The following is a 19915-nucleotide window of genomic DNA, read 5'->3' as shown; positions in this document are numbered from 1 at the left end:
AGCGGGATGGGAGGCGCGAGAGGCGGGACGTAAATGGCTGATCGCTTCGCCAAGAACAGACAAAGCACACTCCCCAATGCGCCGCGCAGAGGACTTCTTCAGAGGTACTTTAAGATCCGCTCTGCGCCCTTGGCAAGGGACGTGCAGAGCGATCGACAAACCAGCCTCAGCTTGGGGCTGGGTGCCTTCATCGAACCCGGGGAGGCCCGGTCAGCGTAGCGGGAGCGATAGGCAATAAAAAAGCCCCGACTCTAACGAGCGGGGCTTTTTTATTGTAAGGTGCCTGGCAGTGACCTACTTTCGCATACGAATGCATACTATCATCGGCGCGACTTCGTTTCACGGCCCTGTTCGGGATGGGAAGGGGTGGGTCCAAAGCGCTATGACCGCCAAGCGTAACTCTTATCGTACCACAACCGAAACGGACCATTAGCCCGACGCTCGGTTATAAGCAACGATCTGGAAGAAGTAAATTGGGTTGATTGTATCTGGCAAACACCACTTTCTTAAGGTTATAGGATCAAGCCGCACGGTCAATTAGTATCGGTTAGCTTAACGCATTACTGCGCTTCCACACCCGACCTATCAACGTCGTGGTCTTCGACGAACCTTTAGGGGGGTTAAACCCCCGGGAAGTCTCATCTTGAGGCGAGTTTCCCGCTTAGATGCTTTCAGCGGTTATCTCTTCCGCACTTAGCTACCCGGCGATACGACTGGCGTCATAACCGGTACACCAGAGGTGCGTCCACTCCGGTCCTCTCGTACTAGGAGCAGGTCCCCTCAAACTTCCAACGCCCACGGCAGATAGGGACCAAACTGTCTCACGACGTTTTAAACCCAGCTCACGTACCACTTTAAATGGCGAACAGCCATACCCTTGGGACCGGCTACAGCCCCAGGATGTGATGAGCCGACATCGAGGTGCCAAACTCCCCCGTCGATATGAACTCTTGGGAGGAATCAGCCTGTTATCCCCGGCGTACCTTTTATCCGTTGAGCGATGGCCCTTCCATACAGAACCACCGGATCACTATGACCTGCTTTCGCATCTGCTCGACTTGTCAGTCTCGCAGTCAAGCACGCTTTTGCCATTGCACTATCAGCACGATTTCCGACCGTACCTAGCGTACCTTCGTACTCCTCCGTTACACTTTGGGAGGAGACCGCCCCAGTCAAACTGCCTACCATACACGGTCCCCGATCCAGATAATGGACCTAGGTTAGAACCTCAACAACATCAGGGTGGTATTTCAACGTCGGCTCCATGAGCTCTAGCGAGCCCACTTCAACGCCTCCCACCTATCCTACACAGACATTGTCAAAGTCCAATGTAAAGCTACAGTAAAGGTGCACGGGGTCTTTCCGTCTAGCCGCGGGGAGATTGCATCTTCACAAACATTTCAACTTCGCTGAGTCCCAGGAGGAGACAGTGTGGCCATCGTTACGCCATTCGTGCAGGTCGGAACTTACCCGACAAGGAATTTCGCTACCTTAGGACCGTTATAGTTACGGCCGCCGTTTACCGGGGCTTCGATCAAGAGCTTGCACCCCATCACTTAACCTTCCGGCACCGGGCAGGCGTCACACTCTATACGTCCACTTTCGTGTTTGCAGAGTGCTGTGTTTTTATTAAACAGTCGCAGCCACCATTTCTTTGCAACCCCCATCCGCTTCGCACGCGAGGTGCTACACGTACCGGGGGCACACCTTATCCCGAAGTTACGGTGTCAATTTGCCGAGTTCCTTCTCCTGAGTTCTCTCAAGCGCCTTGGAATTTTCATCCCGCCCACCTGTGTCGGTTTGCGGTACGGTCTTCATTCAACTGAAGCTTAGTGGCTTTTCCTGGAAGCAGGGTATCACTCACTTGGCGCCCCGAAGGGCGTTTCGTTATCACGCCTCAACTAAGCCGCCCGGATTTGCCTAGGCGGCACGTCTACACGCTTCAACCGGGACATCCAACACCCGGCCGAGCTAACCTTCTCCGTCCCCACATCGCATTGAACAAAGGTACTGGAATATTAACCAGTTTCCCATCAGCTACGCATTTCTGCCTCACCTTAGGGGCCGACTCACCCTGCGCCGATGAACGTTGCGCAGGAAACCTTGGGCTTACGGCGAGGGAGCCTTTCACTCCCTTTATCGCTACTCATGTCAGCATTCGCACTTCCGATACCTCCAGCAGCCTTCTCAAGCTACCTTCGCAGGCCTACGGAACGCTCTCCTACCATCTACACTTGCGTGTAAATCCCTAGCTTCGGTGCACAGTTTGAGCCCCGTTACATCTTCCGCGCAGGACGACTCGATCAGTGAGCTATTACGCTTTCTTTAAAGGATGGCTGCTTCTAAGCCAACCTCCTGACTGTTTTAGCCTTCCCACTTCGTTTACCACTTAACTGTGTCTTTGGGACCTTAGCTGAGGGTCTGGGTTGTTTCCCTTTCGACACCGGACGTTAGCACCCGATGTCTGTCTCCCACGCTCGCACTCTTCGGTATTCGGAGTTTGCCATGGTTTGGTAGGCCTAAATGGCCCCCTAGCCATAACAGTGCTCTACCCCCGAAGGTGATACGTGAGGCACTACCTAAATAGTTTTCGGAGAGAACCAGCTATTTCCAGATTTGTTTAGCCTTTCACCCCTACCCACAGCTCATCCCCTAATTTTTCAACATTAGTGGGTTCGGACCTCCACGAGGTGTTACCCCCGCTTCATCCTGGCCATGAGTAGATCATCTGGTTTCGGGTCTACACCCAGCAACTAAACGCCCTATTAAGACTCGCTTTCGCTGCGCTTCCCCTATTCGGTTAAGCTTGCTACTGAATGTAAGTCGCTGACCCATTATACAAAAGGTACGCAGTCACGGAACAAGTCCGCTCCCACTGTTTGTATGCATGCGGTTTCAGGGTCTATTTCACTCCCCTCCCGGGGTTCTTTTCGCCTTTCCCTCACGGTACTGGTTCACTATCGGTCGATTACGAGTATTTAGCCTTGGAGGATGGTCCCCCCATGTTCAGACAGGATTTCACGTGTCCCGCCCTACTTGTTCCAATCCTAGTTCCACACTCAAACTTTCGCCTACGGGGCTATCACCCACTATGGCCCGACTTTCCAGACGGCTCGGCTGGTTCGAGTGCTAAAAATTGGAGGCTGCTCCCATTTCGCTCGCCACTACTCTGGGAATCTCGGTTGATTTCTTTTCCTCTGGCTACTTAGATGTTTCAGTTCACCAGGTTCGCCACGCTTGGCCTATGTATTCAGCCAAGGTTGACCCTTGCGGGCCGGGTTTCCCCATTCGGACATCTCCGGATCAAAGCTTGTTTGCCAGCTCCCCGGAGCTTTTCGCAGGCTACCACGCCCTTCATCGCCTGTAATCGCCAAGGCATCCACCACATGCACTTATTCGCTTGATCCTATAACCTTAAGGGCTCGGAGTCAGAAACGGAACTATCAACACTGCCGTTTCCTCATCCAAACACCGTTAATGTTACAGGTGTTTGCTTGCATCGCATCCGACTAAAAATGCGATGCATCGATACAATCTAACCCGGTATTCCATTTTCTGAAGACGCAAGCTGATCAAAAGATCGTTACATCCCGTCGAGAACGGAATACTTTACTTCTTCCAAATTTTTAAAGATCGTCGGTGACAGACGGAATATGCTGAGAGTTTGACGCCCCCAATATTTTCCGCTTATTTCCGAAATACAGCCGCTGGCTAAAAACCAGAAGTAAACGCTTTCCGTTTACTTCTATTTTCTAAATTCTTACATCACTGCGTTCCAAATTGGTGGAGGTGAACGGGATCGAACCGATGACCCCCTGCTTGCAAAGCAGGTGCTCTCCCATCTGAGCTACACCCCCGTTAGCTGGTGGGTCTGGGTGGACTTGAACCACCGACCCCACGCTTATCAAGCGTGTGCTCTAACCAACTGAGCTACAGACCCGGAACAGAGCCTAGACGCGATGAATGGGCTTCTTTGCTTCGCCAGCCTCTATTCCCCAGCCCCTAGCCTTGCTTTATAAACAACCGATAGGTTGTGGGCGCTTGACGGGAATATCTCTAGAAAGGAGGTGATCCAGCCGCAGGTTCCCCTACGGCTACCTTGTTACGACTTCACCCCAGTCATGAATCTCACCGTGGCAGGCGCCCTCCTTGCGGTTAGACTACCTGCTTCTGGTGAAACCCACTCCCATGGTGTGACGGGCGGTGTGTACAAGACCCGGGAACGTATTCACCGCGACATGCTGATCCGCGATTACTAGCGATTCCGACTTCACGGAGTCGAGTTGCAGACTCCGATCCGGACTACGACGCGCTTTCTGAGATTAGCTCCCCCTCGCGGGTTGGCAACCCTCTGTACGCGCCATTGTATTACGTGTGAAGCCCTACCCATAAGGGCCATGAGGACTTGACGTCATCCCCACCTTCCTCCGGTTTGTCACCGGCAGTTTCATTAAAGTGCCCAACTGAATGATGGCAATTAATGACAAGGGTTGCGCTCGTTGCGGGACTTAACCCAACATCTCACGACACGAGCTGACGACAGCCATGCAGCACCTGTGTTACCGCTCCCTTTCGGGCACGCCCACCTCTCAGCGGGCTTCGGTACATGTCAAGGGTAGGTAAGGTTTTTCGCGTTGCATCGAATTAATCCACATAATCCACCGCTTGTGCGGGTCCCCGTCAATTCCTTTGAGTTTTAATCTTGCGACCGTACTCCCCAGGCGGTCAACTTCACGCGTTAGCTGCGTTACCAAGTCCGTTAAGACCCGACAACTAGTTGACATCGTTTAGGGCGTGGACTACCAGGGTATCTAATCCTGTTTGCTCCCCACGCTTTCGTGCCTGAGCGTCAGTGTTAACCCAGGGGGCTGCCTTCGCCATCGGTGTTCCTCCACATCTCTACGCATTTCACTGCTACACGTGGAATTCCACCCCCCTCTGCCACACTCTAGCCTTGTAGTTTCAAACGCAGTTCCCAGGTTAAGCCCGGGGATTTCACATCTGACTTACAAAACCGCCTGCGCACGCTTTACGCCCAGTAATTCCGATTAACGCTCGCACCCTACGTATTACCGCGGCTGCTGGCACGTAGTTAGCCGGTGCTTCTTCTTCCGGTACCGTCAGTTGTCACGGATATTAGCCGTGACCGTTTCGTTCCGGCTGAAAGAGCTTTACAACCCGAAGGCCTTCTTCACTCACGCGGCATGGCTGGATCAGGGTTTCCCCCATTGTCCAAAATTCCCCACTGCTGCCTCCCGTAGGAGTCTGGGCCGTGTCTCAGTCCCAGTGTGGCTGGTCGTCCTCTCAGACCAGCTACTGATCGACGCCTTGGTAAGCCTTTACCTCACCAACTAGCTAATCAGACATCGGCCGCTCCAAAAGCGCAAGGTCTTGCGATCCCCTGCTTTTCTCCAGAGAGATTATGCGGTATTAGCACACCTTTCGGTGCGTTATCCCCCACTTAAGGACACGTTCCGATGCATTACTCACCCGTTCGCCACTCGCCACCAGGGTTGCCCCCGTGCTGCCGTTCGACTTGCATGTGTAAAGCATGCCGCCAGCGTTCAATCTGAGCCAGGATCAAACTCTTCAGTTTAATACTGGTAAAACTCTCGCATGACGTATTCAGTTCTGGCGCTTATCTCGAGTGATCGAGAAAAAAACCAGAACCTTGTTACATTGTGCGAGCACATCGACTTTTGATTACCGGATATTTTCGACTCCGAAGAGTTGAATTTACCCGGCTGTCCCGGTCAAGTGCCCACACCTATCGGCTGTAAATTTTTAAAGAGCAGTGCTGGCAAACAACTTAAGCCAACAACGGGAAAGGCGGAATTATACAGATACTAGAAGGGCGGTCAAGAGTTTTTGTAATTCTTTCTTCCTGTCAGGTGACCGTCGCCTTCGGGAACTTCACTCTACCTACTGCTTCGACCCCAACGAAACTTACTCGACTTCGTCGGCGATCGCCAACTTCTATTCTATGTTTCTATTTTGACCGTAACACGACTTAAAAGTTTCGCCGCGACCGCCAACTTCGATTGCTCTCTTGACTGTGATTTAACTTAATACTTTAATCGCCAGCCAACGTCCTTCCATAAGTTGCATTCTACAGTACCTTTGGGTAACGCGCAGTTCTTTCGCGCCACTTATCGTACACGTTCCGGAAAAATTAGCTTCAACGTGTTCATATCTCGCTTAGGAGACGTTCGGAGACGGTCACCTTCGCGAATTTTCGCTTGCCCACCTGTACGATGACGGTTTGACCACTACTTAATTTGATAGTTTTATCGCAGACCTTTTCCCCATTCAATTTTACGCCGCCTTGTTCGATCAAGCGTAGCGCTTCTGTCGTGCTGGCTGTAAGCCCGGCCTGCTTGAGCAACTGGGCAATCGGTAATCCGCCCTTTTCGGCGTATAACAGTTTTTCGAGCATGTGATCGGGTAATGCCCCACGCTTGAACCGCGCCTCGAAATCCGCCAGCGCGGCTTCAGCATCGCGTTCGCTGTGAAACCGCGCCACAATCTCTTGCGCAAATATCACCTTGATATCACGAGGGTTTCGGCCCTGCTTCACCTCCCCTTGCCATTGTTGGACAACCCTGATGGGCTCAAATGAAAGCAACTCGATATAACGCCACATCAGATCGTCCGATGTCGACATTAGCTTGCCGAACATCTCAACGGGACTTTCGGTAATTCCGATATAGTTACCGGCTGACTTCGACATTTTATTGATGCCGTCGAGCCCCTCAAGCAAAGGCATGGTGATCACACATTGCGGCGGTTGGTTGAAATGCTTCTGCAACTCCCTTCCCATGAGCAAATTGAATTTCTGGTCGGTACCCCCAAGCTCGATATCGGCTTTCAGGGCCACGGAGTCGTAGCCCTGAATCAACGGGTACAGGAATTCGTGAATAGCGATGGGCTTGTTGCCTCGATAACGCTTGCCAAAATCGTCCCGCTCCAGCATGCGTGCAACCGTATGCGTGGCCGCCAGCTTGATCAGGTCGGCAGCCCCGAGTTTGTCCATCCAGGTGGAATTGAATACCACCTCGGTCTGCTCAGGCTTGAGGATGCGAAAGACCTGGTTCTGGTACGATTTCGCATTCTCGATCACCTGCTCGCGTGAAAGGGCTGGGCGAGTCGCATTTTTACCGCTCGGATCACCGATCATGCCGGTAAAATCGCCAATCAGGAACAGGGCATGGTGCCCCAAATCCTGAAAGTGGCGCATCTTATTTAGCAGAACCGTGTGACCGAGGTGCAGGTCGGGCGCGGTAGGATCAAATCCTGCCTTGATTCTGAGGGGGCGGCTTAAAGCCAGCTGTCGCTCCAGCTCGTCTTCCAGCAAAAGCTCACTGCAACCGCGCCTTATGATCTCCAGCTGTTCTGTAATGGGCTTCACTGAGGCGAGTCGCGCATGCTACCGGTCATTGTCTGCCGCAAAACCCCAGTTAATCAGTTTGTCCAGCACGGCATTCACATAATCCGGGCGGCGGTTCTGATAATCGAGGTAGTAGGCGTGTTCCCAGACGTCAATGGTCAACAGCGGCTTCAGCCCTTTCGTTAACGGGAGATCCGCGTTGCTGGTCTTAATTACCTGGAGCTTGTCCCCATCTTTCACCAGCCATGCCCAGCCGCTACCGAACTGAGTTGTCGCGGCGGTGGCCAGCTCTTTTTTGCACGCGTCAACGCTGTCAAAGGACGCCTCGATCTTTTGCTTCAGCGCCGCGGGGGGCTCGCCGCCGCCACTGGGGGAGAGACTGCTCCAATAGAATGTGTGATTCCAGACCTGCGCCGCATTGTTGAAAACCCCAACCTTGTCCGCCTTACCGGCCGTCGCGGCGATCACCTCCTCGAGAGACAAATCCGCGAGATCGGTACCGGCTACTAGCTTGTTGAGGTTGTCGACATATGTTTTGTGATGCTTGCCATAATGAAATCCCAACGTATTTGCCGAAATAACAGGATCCAGCGCGTCATCTCCATAAGGCAGAGGTGGCAGAATATGACTTCCAGGCTTTTGATTGCTCATCGTTTCGCTCCTTTGTGGTGACAATAAATCTGACCCGTTCAATTATTCATTCATGTGCAGGAAGAAATAGAACGATCGGATAGGGATGAGGGTATAACCATGCTTTGCTGGCACTCGCCCTGTTTCAGCTCCCGGAATCGGAAACGACATGAGCTAGTGACTGCTAATACAATAAATGCTGATTTGATTTAAAACCCAATCAGAGATCATGGAACAAGTATATCCGAAAACACCGGCTTCGATATATGGCACCGACAGCGGCATTCCAAGCACGCTTGCGTTACCAACAGTCGGTCTGGTTTGAACTGTGCTCCATGATCCAACTCCATCCATAATCTGGAATACTCATCGCAGGATCAGACCATGACGGAACCCATCATTACGTGTCCCCACTGTAAAGCCACGATCCGGCTTACCGAATCCTTGGCGGCGCCGTTGATCGCCGCTACCCGCAAACAGTTCGAACAGCAGCTTTTGCAGAAAGACGAGGAGGTCGGCCGACGGGAACAGGGAATCCGGGAAAAGGAAAGAGAAATTGCGGAGACCAGGCGCACATTGGAAGATCGGATAACCAACCAGGTCGCGGCACAACTGACAACTGAACGGAGCCGCATTATTGCCGAGGAATCCCGAAAAGCTAAGCTTCTCAATGCAAGCGAACTGGACAATAAAATACGCGAAATTTCGGACCTTCACGAGGTTCTTAAAAGCCGCGACGAAAAACTTGCCGTAGCTCAAAAAATTCAAGCAGATCTCACCAGAAAACAGCGAGAACTCGATGATGCCAGGCGTGAATTGGAACTCACGGTTGAGCGGCGCGTCCATAATGCGCTAACTGAGGTACGTGCCCGGGCTAAACAGGAGGCAGAAGATGGGCTCAAGCTCAAGGTGATGGAAAAGGACCAAACCATCGCATCCATGCAGCAAAAAATCGAAGAACTGATGCGCAGGGCCGAGCAGGGTTCGCAACAGTTGCAGGGGGAGGTTCAGGAACTGGCGCTTGAGCATTTACTCCGCTCCAGGTTCCCGCTTGATGAGATTCAGCCAGTGCCTAAAGGCGAATTCGGTGGAGATGTGCTGCACCGGGTTGTCGGCGGTGGAGGAAAAACGGGCGGCACGATTTTATGGGAGACAAAGCGCACCAGAAACTGGAGCGATATGTGGCTAGTCAAGTTGCGGGAGGATCAACGTGCCGCGAAAGCGGAAATCGCCGTCATCGTGTCTCAGACTTTACCAAAGGGGGTGGCGACCTTCGAAATGCTTGACGGGGTGTGGGTAACTCATCCCAGCGCTGCCCTGCCGGTCGCACTCATACTCCGCCATTCATTGCTGGAGCTCGCGCTCGCCCGGCAATCGTCCGAAGGCCTGCAAACGAAAACAGAGATGATCTACCAGTACCTTACAGGTCCGCGTTTTCGTCAGCGGGTAGAGGCAATCGTCGAAGCGTTTACCACCATGCAGGACGATCTTGATAAAGAACGCAAGGTGATAATGAAACAATGGGCCAAACGGGAAGAACAGATCATGCGCGTCATGAGCGCGACAGTCGGGATGTACGGCGACCTGCAAGGAATCGCGGGTAGATCCTTGCAGGAGATAGAAGGGCTCGAACTAAAAAGCCTGGACCTGACCGAAGACGAAGAAAATGGTGGGGACCCTGTCTTGGGAACGCTTCCCTTCTCACACACAAACGAAAAAAACTAGGTTTCGCAGAGTTCGACCATTTGCCTATCAGGATAGCGCTCCAACTGATATCTTTGCCACAACCGTGTTCCGATATGAAATGCGAGCATATCCGCGTTAAATTGCAACACTGGGTTACCCATCTCGCTGGTAGTCTGCCTAAAAAGGCGCAGCCATGTTTCAAACAATTCAGCCGTGAGCGCCGGCAGGGCAACGTGCTTTGGCATGGGCATACCGCGGAAGCGGTTCGTTCCACGCAGTTTCATTGACCAAAAATTGATCATCTGCACGAAATGCGCGTCCCAATCGGTGACGTGCGCCTCAAAGATCGGGCCTAGTGACGGATCGCGCCTGGCCCTGCCATAAAAAGCGTGAACAAGACGGGAAATCTCCTCTTCCGTGCATAAATCGGGGTCGGGGGCGGTAAACTCGAGTTGTGACATAGCGATGGAAGTCAAATAATATGTTTGACCGCAACATTGCGGCTTGGACTTAAGGTTGATGAACTGGGAAGATTCGGATATTCATACTGCACATCATCCGAACTTTGCACAGTATTTTATGTGATAAGATTGGTTATGTAAAGAGGTAGCGCGGCAAGCGGGATATCAAGGCAACGGCGAATCGCGCATCGTCAATACCGCTGAATTAGCCCAGCTGATGAGCCCGGGTGTGCGGCGATTTGATCGGATAGCACGAGCTGGACGTTGAAATACCGCGTGGAAAGTGGCTGTCGCAACTATTGCTTAAAACACCCCGTCCCTGGACACTCCTTCACATCTTAATATCGCCCGCAGCGTCTGCAAAGCTTCCAGCTGAATCTGGCGCACGCGCTCACGAGTTAGATCAAGGCTTGTGGCCAACTGTTCCAACGTTTGAATTTCGTATCCATTGAGGCCGTAGCGCTTTTCGATGATATAGCGTTGTTTCTCATTCAACCGGTTCAACCACTCGTGCACGCGATCTTTAATCTCGGACTGTTCCATCATGAGGTCCGGGCCGGGACTGCGGTCATCGGCAATGGCATCGCCAATGGAAAGTAACGGATCAACATCAAGCGGCGCGTCGAGGGACATCATACTCATGTTTAAAGAGAACATCCTCCGCACGTCCTTAACCGGCCGCCCCAGCAGATGAGCAACATCCTCCGGCTTGGGGTCCTTTCCGGTATGGGCTTCGAGGTGGCGTGCCGCCTGTAGAACAATATTCAGGTCCTTGATGACATGCACCGGCAGGCGGATGGTTCGCGACTGGTTCATGATGCAGCGTTCAATATTCTGGCGTATCCACCATGTCGCGTAGGTCGAAAATCGGAAGCCGCGCTCGGGGTCGAACTTTTCCAATGCGTGCATCATCCCCATATTCCCTTCCTCGATCAGGTCCAACAGGGCGACGCCGTGATTGGTATAGTGCTTGGCGATATTTACCACCAGCCGCAGATTGCATTCAATCATCTTCTGCCGGGCATTAAAATCATCCTGCTTTACCCGCCGGGTTAACTCTGCCTCTTCCTTCGGTGTCAAAAGGGCATTATTGCCAATCTCGTTGAAATAGAGTTGAGTCACGTCGGTTAGTAGGAAATCGCCAGCGTGCTCGGTTGCAGCGCTGGAAGGAGCTTCTGAAACGTCGAGCGCTTCATCAGCATCCAATGGTTCCGTCTTGTCGAAAGACTCTTCTTCGTCGGTAGAGAGGGAATTCATCATCATCCTTGGCTCATCCGGATATGCCAGGCAGATGCTTCAGCGGGTCCACCGGTTTTCCATTCTTCCGGATTTCGAAATGAAGCTTGACCAGATCGGTATCGGTGCTTCCCATCTCACCAATTTTCTGTCCTTTCACCACAGTTTGACCCTCCTTCACCAATAACTTGTTGTTGTGGGCATAGGCGCTGAGATACGTATTGTTATGCTTAATGATGATCAGCTTTCCGTAGCCACGTAATCCTGCCCCGCTATACACCACCTTCCCGCCAGCGGAGGCAGTCACCGGTTCGCCCGCTTTACCGGCGATATCGATGCCCTTGGTCGCTTCTGAAAATCCTTCCAGCAACTTGCCCTTCGTCGGCCAGATCCATTCAATTCGGTCTGGATCGGCAATAACCTCAGTCGGGGGTATTACGGTGCCCGTTTGTTTCTCAATCATTGGATCGACTTTTGCCAGCACAGTACGCGGCATGTCGGTCAAGCCTTTCAACTGCGCTATGGCCTGCTCTGAGTACGGTAGTTTGAATGCCCTGGGTTCGGTTTTCAGTTTATTGGTATTGGCCAGCGGCTTTGCTTCGGATGGGAGGCCGGAGTCCCGGGTTGCCGTGGGAGCAGAGGGCGGAGGAGAATCAGACAGCGAGAACAGCGATGGCCCGGCTTGCGCGTGGGGCGCAGACATGGAAAGTTGCTGGCCAATATGGATCGCACCGGATTCTGGAATGTTGTTCCACTCTGCCAATTCCTTGCGGTTGATGCCATGGTTGAGGGCGATGCTGTAGAGCGTATCGCCTTTCTGCACAATGTACGCAGTTGGTCGCTGAGCGCCCGCTTCGACGCTCGGCCCAGACTGGTCCCCCGCCGGTTGTGCGCCCACGGTCGCATCCATGACAGGCGCCGGATGCGGAGTGGATTCGCAGCCAGCTCCCAGCAGGCATAACACAAGGAGTGAACAACATCCGCTAAAACTATATCCGGCACGCGGCACAACATCCCGGGCGGGATCGGTGCTCAAAGGCGCCGTTCCAGCGTTTAGATGTGCCACACTAATTCTGTTATTCGTCATCTCTCGCCTTTATCCCGCACTGCTAGCGCTTCAAAATGCCTGGCAGCATCGGGACGAATCTGACTTCGTCCAGTATTATCTCAGTGTACCCATTCGAGTTGCGTTCGATAACGCACAGATATTGTTCCTGGCTTCCTTTCGGTAAAATCATCCTTCCACCAATCGACAATTGGTCCAGCAATAACGCGGGGATATGCGGCGTTGCGGCGGTGAGGATGATTGCATCAAACGGGGCCGATTCGGGTAATCCGAGCAACCCGTCGGCATGCTTGAGGCGTACATTGCCAAGTCTAAGCTCGCGTAACCGGGCACGTGCGCGTGTGAGTAATGGTCCGATTCGCTCGATGGAATAGACCTCGGCGGCAAATTGCGCCAGTATGGCTGTCTGGTAACCACAACCGGAGCCGAGCTCAAGCACCTTCCCCGGATTGGACCCTGCGCGCAGCAATTCGCTCATGCGCGCCACGGTGAAGGGGCTTGATATAGTCTGGCCGAAATTAATCGGCAGAGCGACATCATCGTAGGCGCGTGTCGCAAGCACTTCCTCGACAAAGATGTGACGAGGAATCGCACTCATTGCGGCAAGAACTACTTCGTCGACGATACCCTGGTTGCGCAGACGCTCGATCATACGGGCGCGGGTGCGCTGAGACGTCATGCCGATTCCGGAATGGAAGGTGTTCAACCGCGCAGCACCTTGAATAGCCGTGCACCTACGCACGAAACCAAAAAACGCTGTGGTGCTATTTCAACCACTCTTTTACCGCATCCAATTGCCCGTAGCGGGTCAAGTCGATTTGCAGCGGCGTCACTGAGACGCGGTTGCGCTTAATAGCCAGGAAGTCTGTGCCTTCACCTGCATCTTGCGCGGGCCCTGCTGCGCCCACCCAGTAGACCGTGTCACCCCGCGGCGTCTGCGACTTAATTACCGGCTCCGCCTTGTGCCGACGGCCAAGCCGGGTCACCTCGATACCCTGCAACTCCTCATAAGGAACATCAGGCACGTTTATATTTAGCAGTACCGGGCCATGTAATGCGTTGTATTGAAAGCGTTGTACTATTTCGGTGGCGATGCGCGCGGCCGCGGGATAATTTCCGGCGGAAAAACCGGCAAGCGACACCGCAAGCGCTGGAATTCCCAGGAGAAAACCTTCCGTGGCAGCTGCCACCGTGCCGGAATAAATGGTGTCGTCGCCCATATTCGCACCATCATTGATGCCGGACACGACCATATCCGGCAGCGTGTCGAGCATACCGGTAACGGCCAGGTGCACGCAATCGGTGGGGGTGCCGTTGACGTAGAAGAACCCGTTGTGGGATTTGCGCAGACTGAGCGGCCGATCGAGCGTAAGCGAGTTGCTTGCCCCACTCCTGTCACGTTCCGGCGCCACCACGACGATATCGGCGATAACGGAAAGCGCTCCCGCGAGACAGGCCAGGCCTGGCGCAAAATACCCGTCATCATTGCTGAGCAGTATGCGCATCCGGATAGTGCCCCAGGTGATTTTTTAGCTTATTGGGGGAATATGATAATGAGACATAGACATTATAGGGCCGCGAGGCGGAAAAGAACGCATCCGTGCGGCCTTATTGGTCGGGGCGAGAGGATTTGAACCTCCGACCACTTGCACCCCATGCAAGTACGCTACCAGGCTGCGCTACGCCCCGAGGTTCGAATTATAGCAAACAAGCCAGAAGCATAGGAATGCTATTAATGCTTCTTAAGCGCGACCGTCCATGACGCCACCAAGTGGAATCTCCCCGCTACCTTATGGCCGAACGGGCAGGAGGTCTTGCACCGCCGTGAATCTGAATTAACTTCACGTGATCTTCAGGAGCGAAGCAACGAGACTATGCTTTTAATTTCGCTCCGCAATAAAGCCAGATCGACGCTCGAGGAGAATGGCACAGCCGAGGCCGAAGCCGAGGTAACGATGTCTGTCTTCCCCTGGCCCAACCGGCCGCGAGCGCCTTGGATGGTGAAACCTTGTTCGTGGAGCAACTCGCGGATACGGCGAATCAGCAGCACTTCGTGGTGCTGATAATAGCGCCGGTTGCCTCGGCGCTTGATAGGCCTCAATTGCGTGAATTCCTGCTCCCAATAACGTAACACGTGCGGTTTAACCCCGCATAATTCGCTCACTTCGCCAATGGTGAAATAGCGTTTCGCGGGAATTGGCGTGTTGCTAGGCCTTGTGTTTTCCATGCTGGCTTTTCTCAACCATTGCCTTCAGTTTTTGGCTCGCATGAAATGTCACGACCCGTCGTGCGGTAATGGGAATTTCCTCGCCAGTTTTGGGATTGCGTCCAGGACGCTGGGGTTTGTCGCGCAGGTGAAAATTGCCGAAACCTGAAAGCTTAACGCCATCACCATTCTGAAGCGCGATGCGAACCTCCTCGTAGAAGGACTCCACCATGTCCTTGGCTTCACGCTTGTTGAATCCTACTTTTTCAAACAGCAAATCCGCCAATTCGGCCTTTGTTAAGGTCATTGTCTCTCCACCCTGTTCATTGCTTTCACACCTGCATTTTCAATGGTTGCGTAACACTGCGCCAAACTCGCCTTCGAGAACGCTTAACAGCCTTGAAACGGTCCGATCTGCTTCCGCATCAGTTAATGTTTTTTCAGTATCTTGCAATAACATGCGGAATGCAAGACTTTTTTTGCCGGCTTCCATGCCCTTGCCACGATAGACATCAAATAGATGAATTTCAGAAATCAAAGGCAATTTGTCGGCACGGACCCGATCCAGAATCGTCTGGACCCCGACGTTCTCCGGCACCACCACGGCAATATCGCGGCGAATGGGCGGGTACTTGGAAATCTCTGAAGCCTGCGGCAAGGCTCGTTCCATCAATATAGCCATCTCCAGCTCAAACAGCATCACAGGTTTGGACAAGCCAAGTTTCTGGCACCAACGAGGGTGGAGTTCCCCCAGATGGCCCGCGATTTTACCATCTACGCGGATCTCAGCGGACTTCCCCGGATGCAATGCCGGGTGAGACGCGGCAGCGACTTGGAGCCCCCTCGGCCAAAATAGCGCCTCAATATCAGCTTTCACATCGTAGAAGTCAACTTCTCGCGCGGGCGCCCCCCACTGTTCTGCCAACGCGTCGCCGTAGCAGAGCCCGCCGAGCTTTTCCTGTTGTACGATGGTGTCTCCCTGGGCCTCGAAACAGCACCCGATTTCGAACAGGCGCACCCTCGCTTGCTTGCGGTTCAGATTGAATTCCAGGTTCGATATGAGACTGCCGCACAGGGTGCTGCGCATTACCGCCATCTGGCTCGACAATGGGTTCTTCAACGCCACCGGCTCTTTGTTGGCGGCCAGCTCATGCTCCCATGCAGGGTCCACGAATGCATAATTAATAACCTCCTGATAATCCCTGGCGATGAGGAGTTGACGCACCTGTGGCAGCGTTTTTCGGGTTTCGGGTTCAGGCAGCATGCTTAACAGGGCGCGGGGCGCGGCGGCCGGGATGCTATCGTAACCGTATATCCGCGCCAATTCCTCGATCAGATCCGCCTCTATGCCAAGATCGAAGCGATAAGGAGGAGGCGTTACGTTAAAAACACCTTCTGCGCCTACGAAACTAAATTGCAGACGCTGCAATAGCCCCGCAATCGTTCTTTCTTCGAGATCTATTCCCAAGACTCTTTGCGCCCGAGTCAATCGAAGGGAAATAGGATCGCGCAGCGGCAACCTACCTTTTAATTCCGTGATCGCCCCGCTTTTGCCGCCGCAAATATCCAGTATCAGGCGGGTGGCGCGCTCCAGCACGTCTCGGGTCTTTGAGAAATCAACCCCACGCTCAAAACGGTACGCCGAATCCGAGCTGAAACCAAGGGAGAAGGACTTGCCAGCTATTACACCGGGACTGAAAAAAGCGCTCTCGAGAAATAAATCTTTCGTCCCTGCTCCAACTCCGCTTTCATCTCCACCCATAATGCCCGCCAGCGCCAACGGCTTGACTTCATCCGCGATCACCAGCATGTCTGGCTGCAGCACAAGATTTTCGCCATTGAGCAGCTTGAGCACCTCCCCCGACGTGGCATAACGAACATGAATGGAACCGGACAGCGCGCCTGCAATCCTGTCAAGATCAAACGCATGCAGCGGCTGGCCGGTTTCGAGCATCAGGTAGTTGGTAATGTCCACCACCGCGTTGACTGCACGTAATCCGCTGCGTTCCAGGCGACGGATCAGCCACCCCGGCGTGGGCACATCCAGGCTGACACCACGCACTACTCTTCCGCAATAAAGGGGACAGGCATCTGGCACATCCACGTGTATTGCCAGGGCCTCGTCGGTCTGATTCGCGACCGGCACGATCTCCAGAGGCTTGAGTCTTGCTGAGGTAACCGCCGCCACTTCACGGGCGATGCCGAGCAAGCCCAGGCAATCGCCGCGGTTGGGCGTCAGCTTGAGCGTAAGAATGCTATCCTCAAGCTCGTAGTAATCGCGAAAATCCAGCCCGATCGGCGCGTCAGGAGGAAGCACCATAAGGCCGGGCGCCATTTCTTCCAAGCCAAGCTCCCGTGCTGAACAGAGCATTCCGGCTGATTCGACCCCTCGTATGCGGGTCTGCCTGATCGCCATGCCCGGTAGCTGCGCCCCCGCCAACGCGCACGGCACTTTTATTCCAACTCGGACATTTGCCGCTCCACAGACGATTTGCAGCGTTTTTCCCGCCACGGCAGGACCTGCGTTCACTTCGCAAACATGAAGAAGATCCGCGTCGGGATGTTTGCGTACAGAAAGCACTTCCGCAACGACGACCTTATCGAAGGGGGGGGCAACCGGATCGATGGTTTCCACTTCGATGCCCGCCATGGTCAGCACATGAGCGAGACCACGGGTGGAGAGCGGCGGGTCAACGAAACTACGTAGCCAATTTTCGGAAAATTTCATCAGTCAGTATGGTATGCAGAGAAAAGCGGGATGTCGTCACTCCCAGGAGGACGACCAGCAGCGAACTTAGTTGAACTGTTTGAGGAACCTTAAATCATTCTCGAAAAATAATCGTAGATCGTTTACGCCGTACCGGAGCATTGCCAGTCGCTCCACCCCCAGACCGAATGCGAAACCGATATATTTTTCGCTGTCGATATTGACGTGCTTGAAAACATTTGGGTGCACCATGCCACAACCCAGCACTTCAAGCCAACCTGTATGTCCGCACACACGACAGCCATTGCTGCACATTACGCAGCCGATGTCCATTTCAGCGGAGGGTTCGGTAAAAGGAAAGAAAGACGCGCGGAAGCGCACTCGCAAATCTTCGCGCTCAAAAAAGTGTTTCATGAAATCGGCAAGAACACCCTTCAGCACGGAGAAATTCACATCTTCGTCAACCCAAAGTCCTTCCACCTGATGAAACATGGGAGTATGTGTCAAATCAGAGTCGCGTCGATAGACCCTCCCGGGCGCGATGACTTTCAGGGGGGGCTGTTTGCTTTGCATATAACGGATTTGAACCGGCGAGGTATGCGTGCGCAGCAAATTTCCACAACCTACATCGATGTAGAATGTGTCATGCATTGCCCTCGCGGGGTGATTCTCTGGAATATTGAGGGCAGTAAAATTATAGAAATCTGATTCAATCTCAGGGCCGGCGGCCATGGTAAACCCAAATGAGTGAAACAGCGATTGGATGCGCTCCAACGTCCGCGTGACCGGATGCAGTCCGCCCATCCCCAGGCCACGGCCCGGCAGAGTCACATCCAGCGCTTCACCTACCAACTGCTCCGCAAGCTTCTTCTCCCGAATCGCATCACGGCGCTGGTGAAGCGCCGCTTCCAGCTGTTCTTTTATCTGGTTGATGCGGTTACCTATCTCAGGCCGCTCAGCGGGTGGCAGCTTCCCCAGGCCCTTAAGCAATTCGGTTAGTCTGCCTTGCCGGCCGAGATAGCGCGCCTTTGCCTGCTCCAGTTCAACAGGGTCGTCTATGCTATAGAACAGCGTGACGGCTTCTTGCAGAAGGTCGTCCAGATCAATCATAAAAACCTTGGGTCGGAGAGTTCGAAGGGCTGCACAAGAAAAAAGGAGGCCAGGCGTCTCTGCCTTCAGCCTCCTCGCAGCTTTCTCGCAATTATGTTCTAGACAGCCAGACTGGCTTTTGCCTGCTCAACCAGTTTTACAAAGGCTGGCTTGTCAAATATCGCGATATCGGCCAGAACCTTGCGGTCTACCTCAATCGCCGCTTTTCTCAAGCCGTTCATAAATACGCTATAGGGCAACCCACATTCCCGTGCGGCGGCATTGATTCGAGCAATCCACAAAGCACGAAACTGGCGTTTCTTTTGACGACGATCCCGGTAGGCATATTGCCCCGCTTTCATCACCGCTTCCTTGGCTATGCGGTAAACGTTTTTGCGGCGTCCGCGATAGCCCTTCGCCAGATCCAATACCTTCTTGTGGCGCGCATGAGCGGTTACACCACGTTTTACTCTTGGCATAGTAATCGCTCCTTAGGCGTAGGGCATCATGGCGCGCACCGACGCCACGTCGCTGCAATGAACGCCGACAGTTCCCCGCAATTGACGCTTGCTCTTTGTCGTTTTCTTGGTAAGAATATGACGCTTGAATGCTTGCGAACGCTTAACGCTTCCGCCTGCGCGCACGGTAAACCGCTTAGCCGCGCCACTTTTCGTTTTCATCTTTGGCATTTATTACTCCTGTTTAACATGACGCCTAGGTGTTTCCCGAACGGAACCTTTAAACCCGGAATCACTTGTTTTTTGAATTTAAAACTTCGAACTCGTGGAGCCTGCCAATGACGTACATTACGCCATCAAGAATTCTTTAGCCGCGGACCCTACGATGGCGCCGGATTCCCGTTATTAGCAGGTGCCACATCAGTATCCGCCTCTGGCTTCTCTGATTTGGGCTTTGCTAACTTCACTTCTTTTTTACGCGGAGACAGCACCATTACCATCTGGCGTCCCTCCATCCTCGGAAACTGCTCCACCACGGCATAGGGTTCGAGATCCCCTCGCAAGCGCTCCAGCAATCGCACGCCGAATTCCTGATGAGCCATCTCACGCCCGCGGAAACGCAATGTGATTTTGGCCTTATCTCCTTCCTCCAGGAAAATGATCAGGTTGCGCAGCTTGATGTTGTAATCGCCATCGTCCGTATTGGGACGGAACTTGACTTCCTTGATCTGAATTTGCTTTTGTTTTAGCTTCGCCTCATGCTTTTTCTTGCTTTCCTGATAGCGAAACTTGCCATAGTCCATCAGGCGGCAGACCGGCGGTTGAGCTGTCGGCGCAATTTCAACTAGATCCACCTCCGCTTCTTCTGCCAAGGTGTTGGCGACCGCTAAGGAGACTATGCCTATCTGTTCTCCATTTGCACCAATCAAGCGCACTTCAGGCGCGTTGATCTCATGGTTGATGCGGGCTGCTTTTTCTTGAACTATAGT

General features: G+C 53.4%; 15 protein-coding genes, 3 tRNA genes and 3 rRNA genes. 1 reads left to right on the top strand and 20 read right to left on the bottom strand.

The annotated features are described in order from the left end of the window. Nucleotides 1-281: 281 nt before the first annotated feature. From rrf to C8R31_RS09060, 7 genes are all read right to left on the bottom strand, one after another. Nucleotides 282-394, bottom strand: a 5S ribosomal RNA gene (gene rrf / locus C8R31_RS09090). Between the two features lie 122 nt (nt 395-516). Next, nucleotides 517-3406 (bottom strand): 23S ribosomal RNA (locus C8R31_RS09085). A gap of 375 nt (nt 3407-3781) precedes the next feature. After that, a tRNA-Ala gene (locus tag C8R31_RS09080) sits at nt 3782-3857 on the bottom strand. Nucleotides 3858-3863: 6 nt separating this feature from the next. Next, a tRNA-Ile gene (locus tag C8R31_RS09075) sits at nt 3864-3940 on the bottom strand. Between the two features lie 120 nt (nt 3941-4060). Continuing rightward, nucleotides 4061-5596: ribosomal RNA gene (locus C8R31_RS09070) — 16S ribosomal RNA — on the bottom strand. The 16S, 23S and 5S rRNA genes sit together here with 2 tRNA genes alongside, the layout of an rRNA operon. Before the next feature lie 591 nt (nt 5597-6187). Further along, nucleotides 6188-7408, bottom strand: coding sequence for a tyrosine--tRNA ligase (gene tyrS, locus C8R31_RS09065; RefSeq protein ID WP_107693748.1), 1221 nt, complete (start codon nt 7406-7408; stop codon nt 6188-6190). Between the two features lie 18 nt (nt 7409-7426). Continuing rightward, the gene (locus C8R31_RS09060; protein WP_107693747.1) at nt 7427-8038 is read right to left on the bottom strand and encodes a superoxide dismutase; all 612 of its coding nucleotides are present in this window, start codon (nt 8036-8038) and stop codon (nt 7427-7429) included. A 363-nt stretch (nt 8039-8401) separates the two neighbouring features. Here C8R31_RS09060 and C8R31_RS09055 point away from each other — a divergent pair, with 363 nt between their 5' ends. After that, nucleotides 8402-9742 (top strand): DUF2130 domain-containing protein, encoded by a 1341-nt coding sequence (locus C8R31_RS09055; RefSeq protein ID WP_107693746.1) that lies wholly within the window; start codon nt 8402-8404, stop codon nt 9740-9742. On the opposite strand, the gene C8R31_RS09050 is transcribed toward C8R31_RS09055, so the two are convergent. The 13 genes from C8R31_RS09050 to infC all read right to left on the bottom strand — a co-directional run bounded on the left by C8R31_RS09050 (nt 9739) and on the right by infC (nt 19912). Further along, the gene (locus C8R31_RS09050) at nt 9739-10164 is read right to left on the bottom strand and encodes a group III truncated hemoglobin (RefSeq protein WP_107693745.1); all 426 of its coding nucleotides are present in this window, start codon (nt 10162-10164) and stop codon (nt 9739-9741) included. The genes C8R31_RS09055 and C8R31_RS09050 overlap by 4 nt on opposite strands. A 303-nt stretch (nt 10165-10467) precedes the next feature. Continuing rightward, on the bottom strand, nt 10468-11421 hold the full coding sequence (gene rpoS, locus C8R31_RS09045; RefSeq protein ID WP_107693887.1) for an RNA polymerase sigma factor RpoS: 954 nt from the start codon (nt 11419-11421) through the stop codon (nt 10468-10470). A 13-nt stretch (nt 11422-11434) separates the two neighbouring features. After that, the gene (locus C8R31_RS09040; protein WP_107693744.1) at nt 11435-12310 is read right to left on the bottom strand and encodes a peptidoglycan DD-metalloendopeptidase family protein; all 876 of its coding nucleotides are present in this window, start codon (nt 12308-12310) and stop codon (nt 11435-11437) included. Between the two features lie 199 nt (nt 12311-12509). Continuing rightward, nucleotides 12510-13172 (bottom strand): protein-L-isoaspartate(D-aspartate) O-methyltransferase, encoded by a 663-nt coding sequence (locus C8R31_RS09035; RefSeq protein WP_107693743.1) that lies wholly within the window; start codon nt 13170-13172, stop codon nt 12510-12512. A gap of 58 nt (nt 13173-13230) precedes the next feature. Further along, complete coding sequence (gene surE / locus C8R31_RS09030; RefSeq protein ID WP_107693742.1) at nt 13231-13971, bottom strand: 5'/3'-nucleotidase SurE; 741 nt, start codon at nt 13969-13971, stop codon at nt 13231-13233. 107 nt (nt 13972-14078) lie between these two features. Next, nucleotides 14079-14155: transfer RNA gene (locus tag C8R31_RS09025), tRNA-Pro, on the bottom strand. 163 nt (nt 14156-14318) lie between these two features. Then, complete coding sequence (locus C8R31_RS09020) at nt 14319-14693, bottom strand: MerR family transcriptional regulator (protein WP_107693741.1); 375 nt, start codon at nt 14691-14693, stop codon at nt 14319-14321. After that, the gene (locus C8R31_RS09015; RefSeq protein ID WP_107693740.1) at nt 14674-14979 is read right to left on the bottom strand and encodes an integration host factor subunit alpha; all 306 of its coding nucleotides are present in this window, start codon (nt 14977-14979) and stop codon (nt 14674-14676) included. Before C8R31_RS09015 ends, C8R31_RS09020 begins: the two co-directional genes overlap by 20 nt. Nucleotides 14980-15018: 39 nt before the next feature. Next, complete coding sequence (pheT, locus tag C8R31_RS09010) at nt 15019-17400, bottom strand: phenylalanine--tRNA ligase subunit beta (RefSeq protein ID WP_107693739.1); 2382 nt, start codon at nt 17398-17400, stop codon at nt 15019-15021. 66 nt (nt 17401-17466) lie between these two features. Next, nucleotides 17467-18489, bottom strand: a complete 1023-nt coding sequence (gene pheS, locus C8R31_RS09005; protein ID WP_107693738.1) for a phenylalanine--tRNA ligase subunit alpha — start codon at nt 18487-18489, stop codon at nt 17467-17469. Nucleotides 18490-18587: 98 nt separating this feature from the next. Next, entirely contained in the window at nt 18588-18947 is a 360-nt protein-coding gene (gene rplT / locus C8R31_RS09000) for a 50S ribosomal protein L20 (RefSeq protein WP_107693737.1), read from the bottom strand. Nucleotides 18948-18959: 12 nt separating this feature from the next. Then, nucleotides 18960-19157 (bottom strand): 50S ribosomal protein L35, encoded by a 198-nt coding sequence (rpmI, locus tag C8R31_RS08995; protein ID WP_090880347.1) that lies wholly within the window; start codon nt 19155-19157, stop codon nt 18960-18962. A gap of 149 nt (nt 19158-19306) precedes the next feature. Beyond that, nucleotides 19307-19912 carry a translation initiation factor IF-3 gene (gene infC, locus C8R31_RS08990; protein WP_107693736.1) on the bottom strand — a complete coding sequence of 202 codons (606 nt, stop codon included), beginning with the start codon at nt 19910-19912 and terminating at the stop codon, nt 19307-19309. Nucleotides 19913-19915 lie beyond the last annotated feature (3 nt).

Origin of the sequence: Nitrosospira sp. Nsp2 (assembly GCF_003050965.1) — a bacterium.
Classification (GTDB): domain Bacteria; phylum Pseudomonadota; class Gammaproteobacteria; order Burkholderiales; family Nitrosomonadaceae; genus Nitrosospira.
The sequence above is the reverse complement of the archived record's forward strand: the minus strand, read 5'-3'. Positions and strand labels throughout refer to the sequence as shown.

What these genes read in the sequence shown, in the direction of transcription:
- C8R31_RS09060 (WP_107693747.1), bottom strand. Translation starts at nt 8,038, where the DNA reads ATGAGCAATCAAAAGCCTGGAAGTCATATTCTGCCACCTCTGCCTTAT.
- C8R31_RS09055 (WP_107693746.1), top strand. Translation starts at nt 8,402, where the DNA reads ATGACGGAACCCATCATTACGTGTCCCCACTGTAAAGCCACGATCCGG.
- C8R31_RS09050 (WP_107693745.1), bottom strand. Translation starts at nt 10,164, where the DNA reads ATGTCACAACTCGAGTTTACCGCCCCCGACCCCGATTTATGCACGGAA.
- rpoS (WP_107693887.1), bottom strand. Translation starts at nt 11,421, where the DNA reads ATGAATTCCCTCTCTACCGACGAAGAAGAGTCTTTCGACAAGACGGAA.
- C8R31_RS09040 (WP_107693744.1), bottom strand. Translation starts at nt 12,310, where the DNA reads ATGGATGCGACCGTGGGCGCACAACCGGCGGGGGACCAGTCTGGGCCG.
- surE (WP_107693742.1), bottom strand. Translation starts at nt 13,971, where the DNA reads ATGCGCATACTGCTCAGCAATGATGACGGGTATTTTGCGCCAGGCCTG.
- C8R31_RS09020 (WP_107693741.1), bottom strand. Translation starts at nt 14,693, where the DNA reads ATGGAAAACACAAGGCCTAGCAACACGCCAATTCCCGCGAAACGCTAT.
- C8R31_RS09015 (WP_107693740.1), bottom strand. Translation starts at nt 14,979, where the DNA reads ATGACCTTAACAAAGGCCGAATTGGCGGATTTGCTGTTTGAAAAAGTA.
- pheT (WP_107693739.1), bottom strand. Translation starts at nt 17,400, where the DNA reads ATGAAATTTTCCGAAAATTGGCTACGTAGTTTCGTTGACCCGCCGCTC.
- pheS (WP_107693738.1), bottom strand. Translation starts at nt 18,489, where the DNA reads ATGATTGATCTGGACGACCTTCTGCAAGAAGCCGTCACGCTGTTCTAT.
- rplT (WP_107693737.1), bottom strand. Translation starts at nt 18,947, where the DNA reads ATGCCAAGAGTAAAACGTGGTGTAACCGCTCATGCGCGCCACAAGAAG.
- rpmI (WP_090880347.1), bottom strand. Translation starts at nt 19,157, where the DNA reads ATGCCAAAGATGAAAACGAAAAGTGGCGCGGCTAAGCGGTTTACCGTG.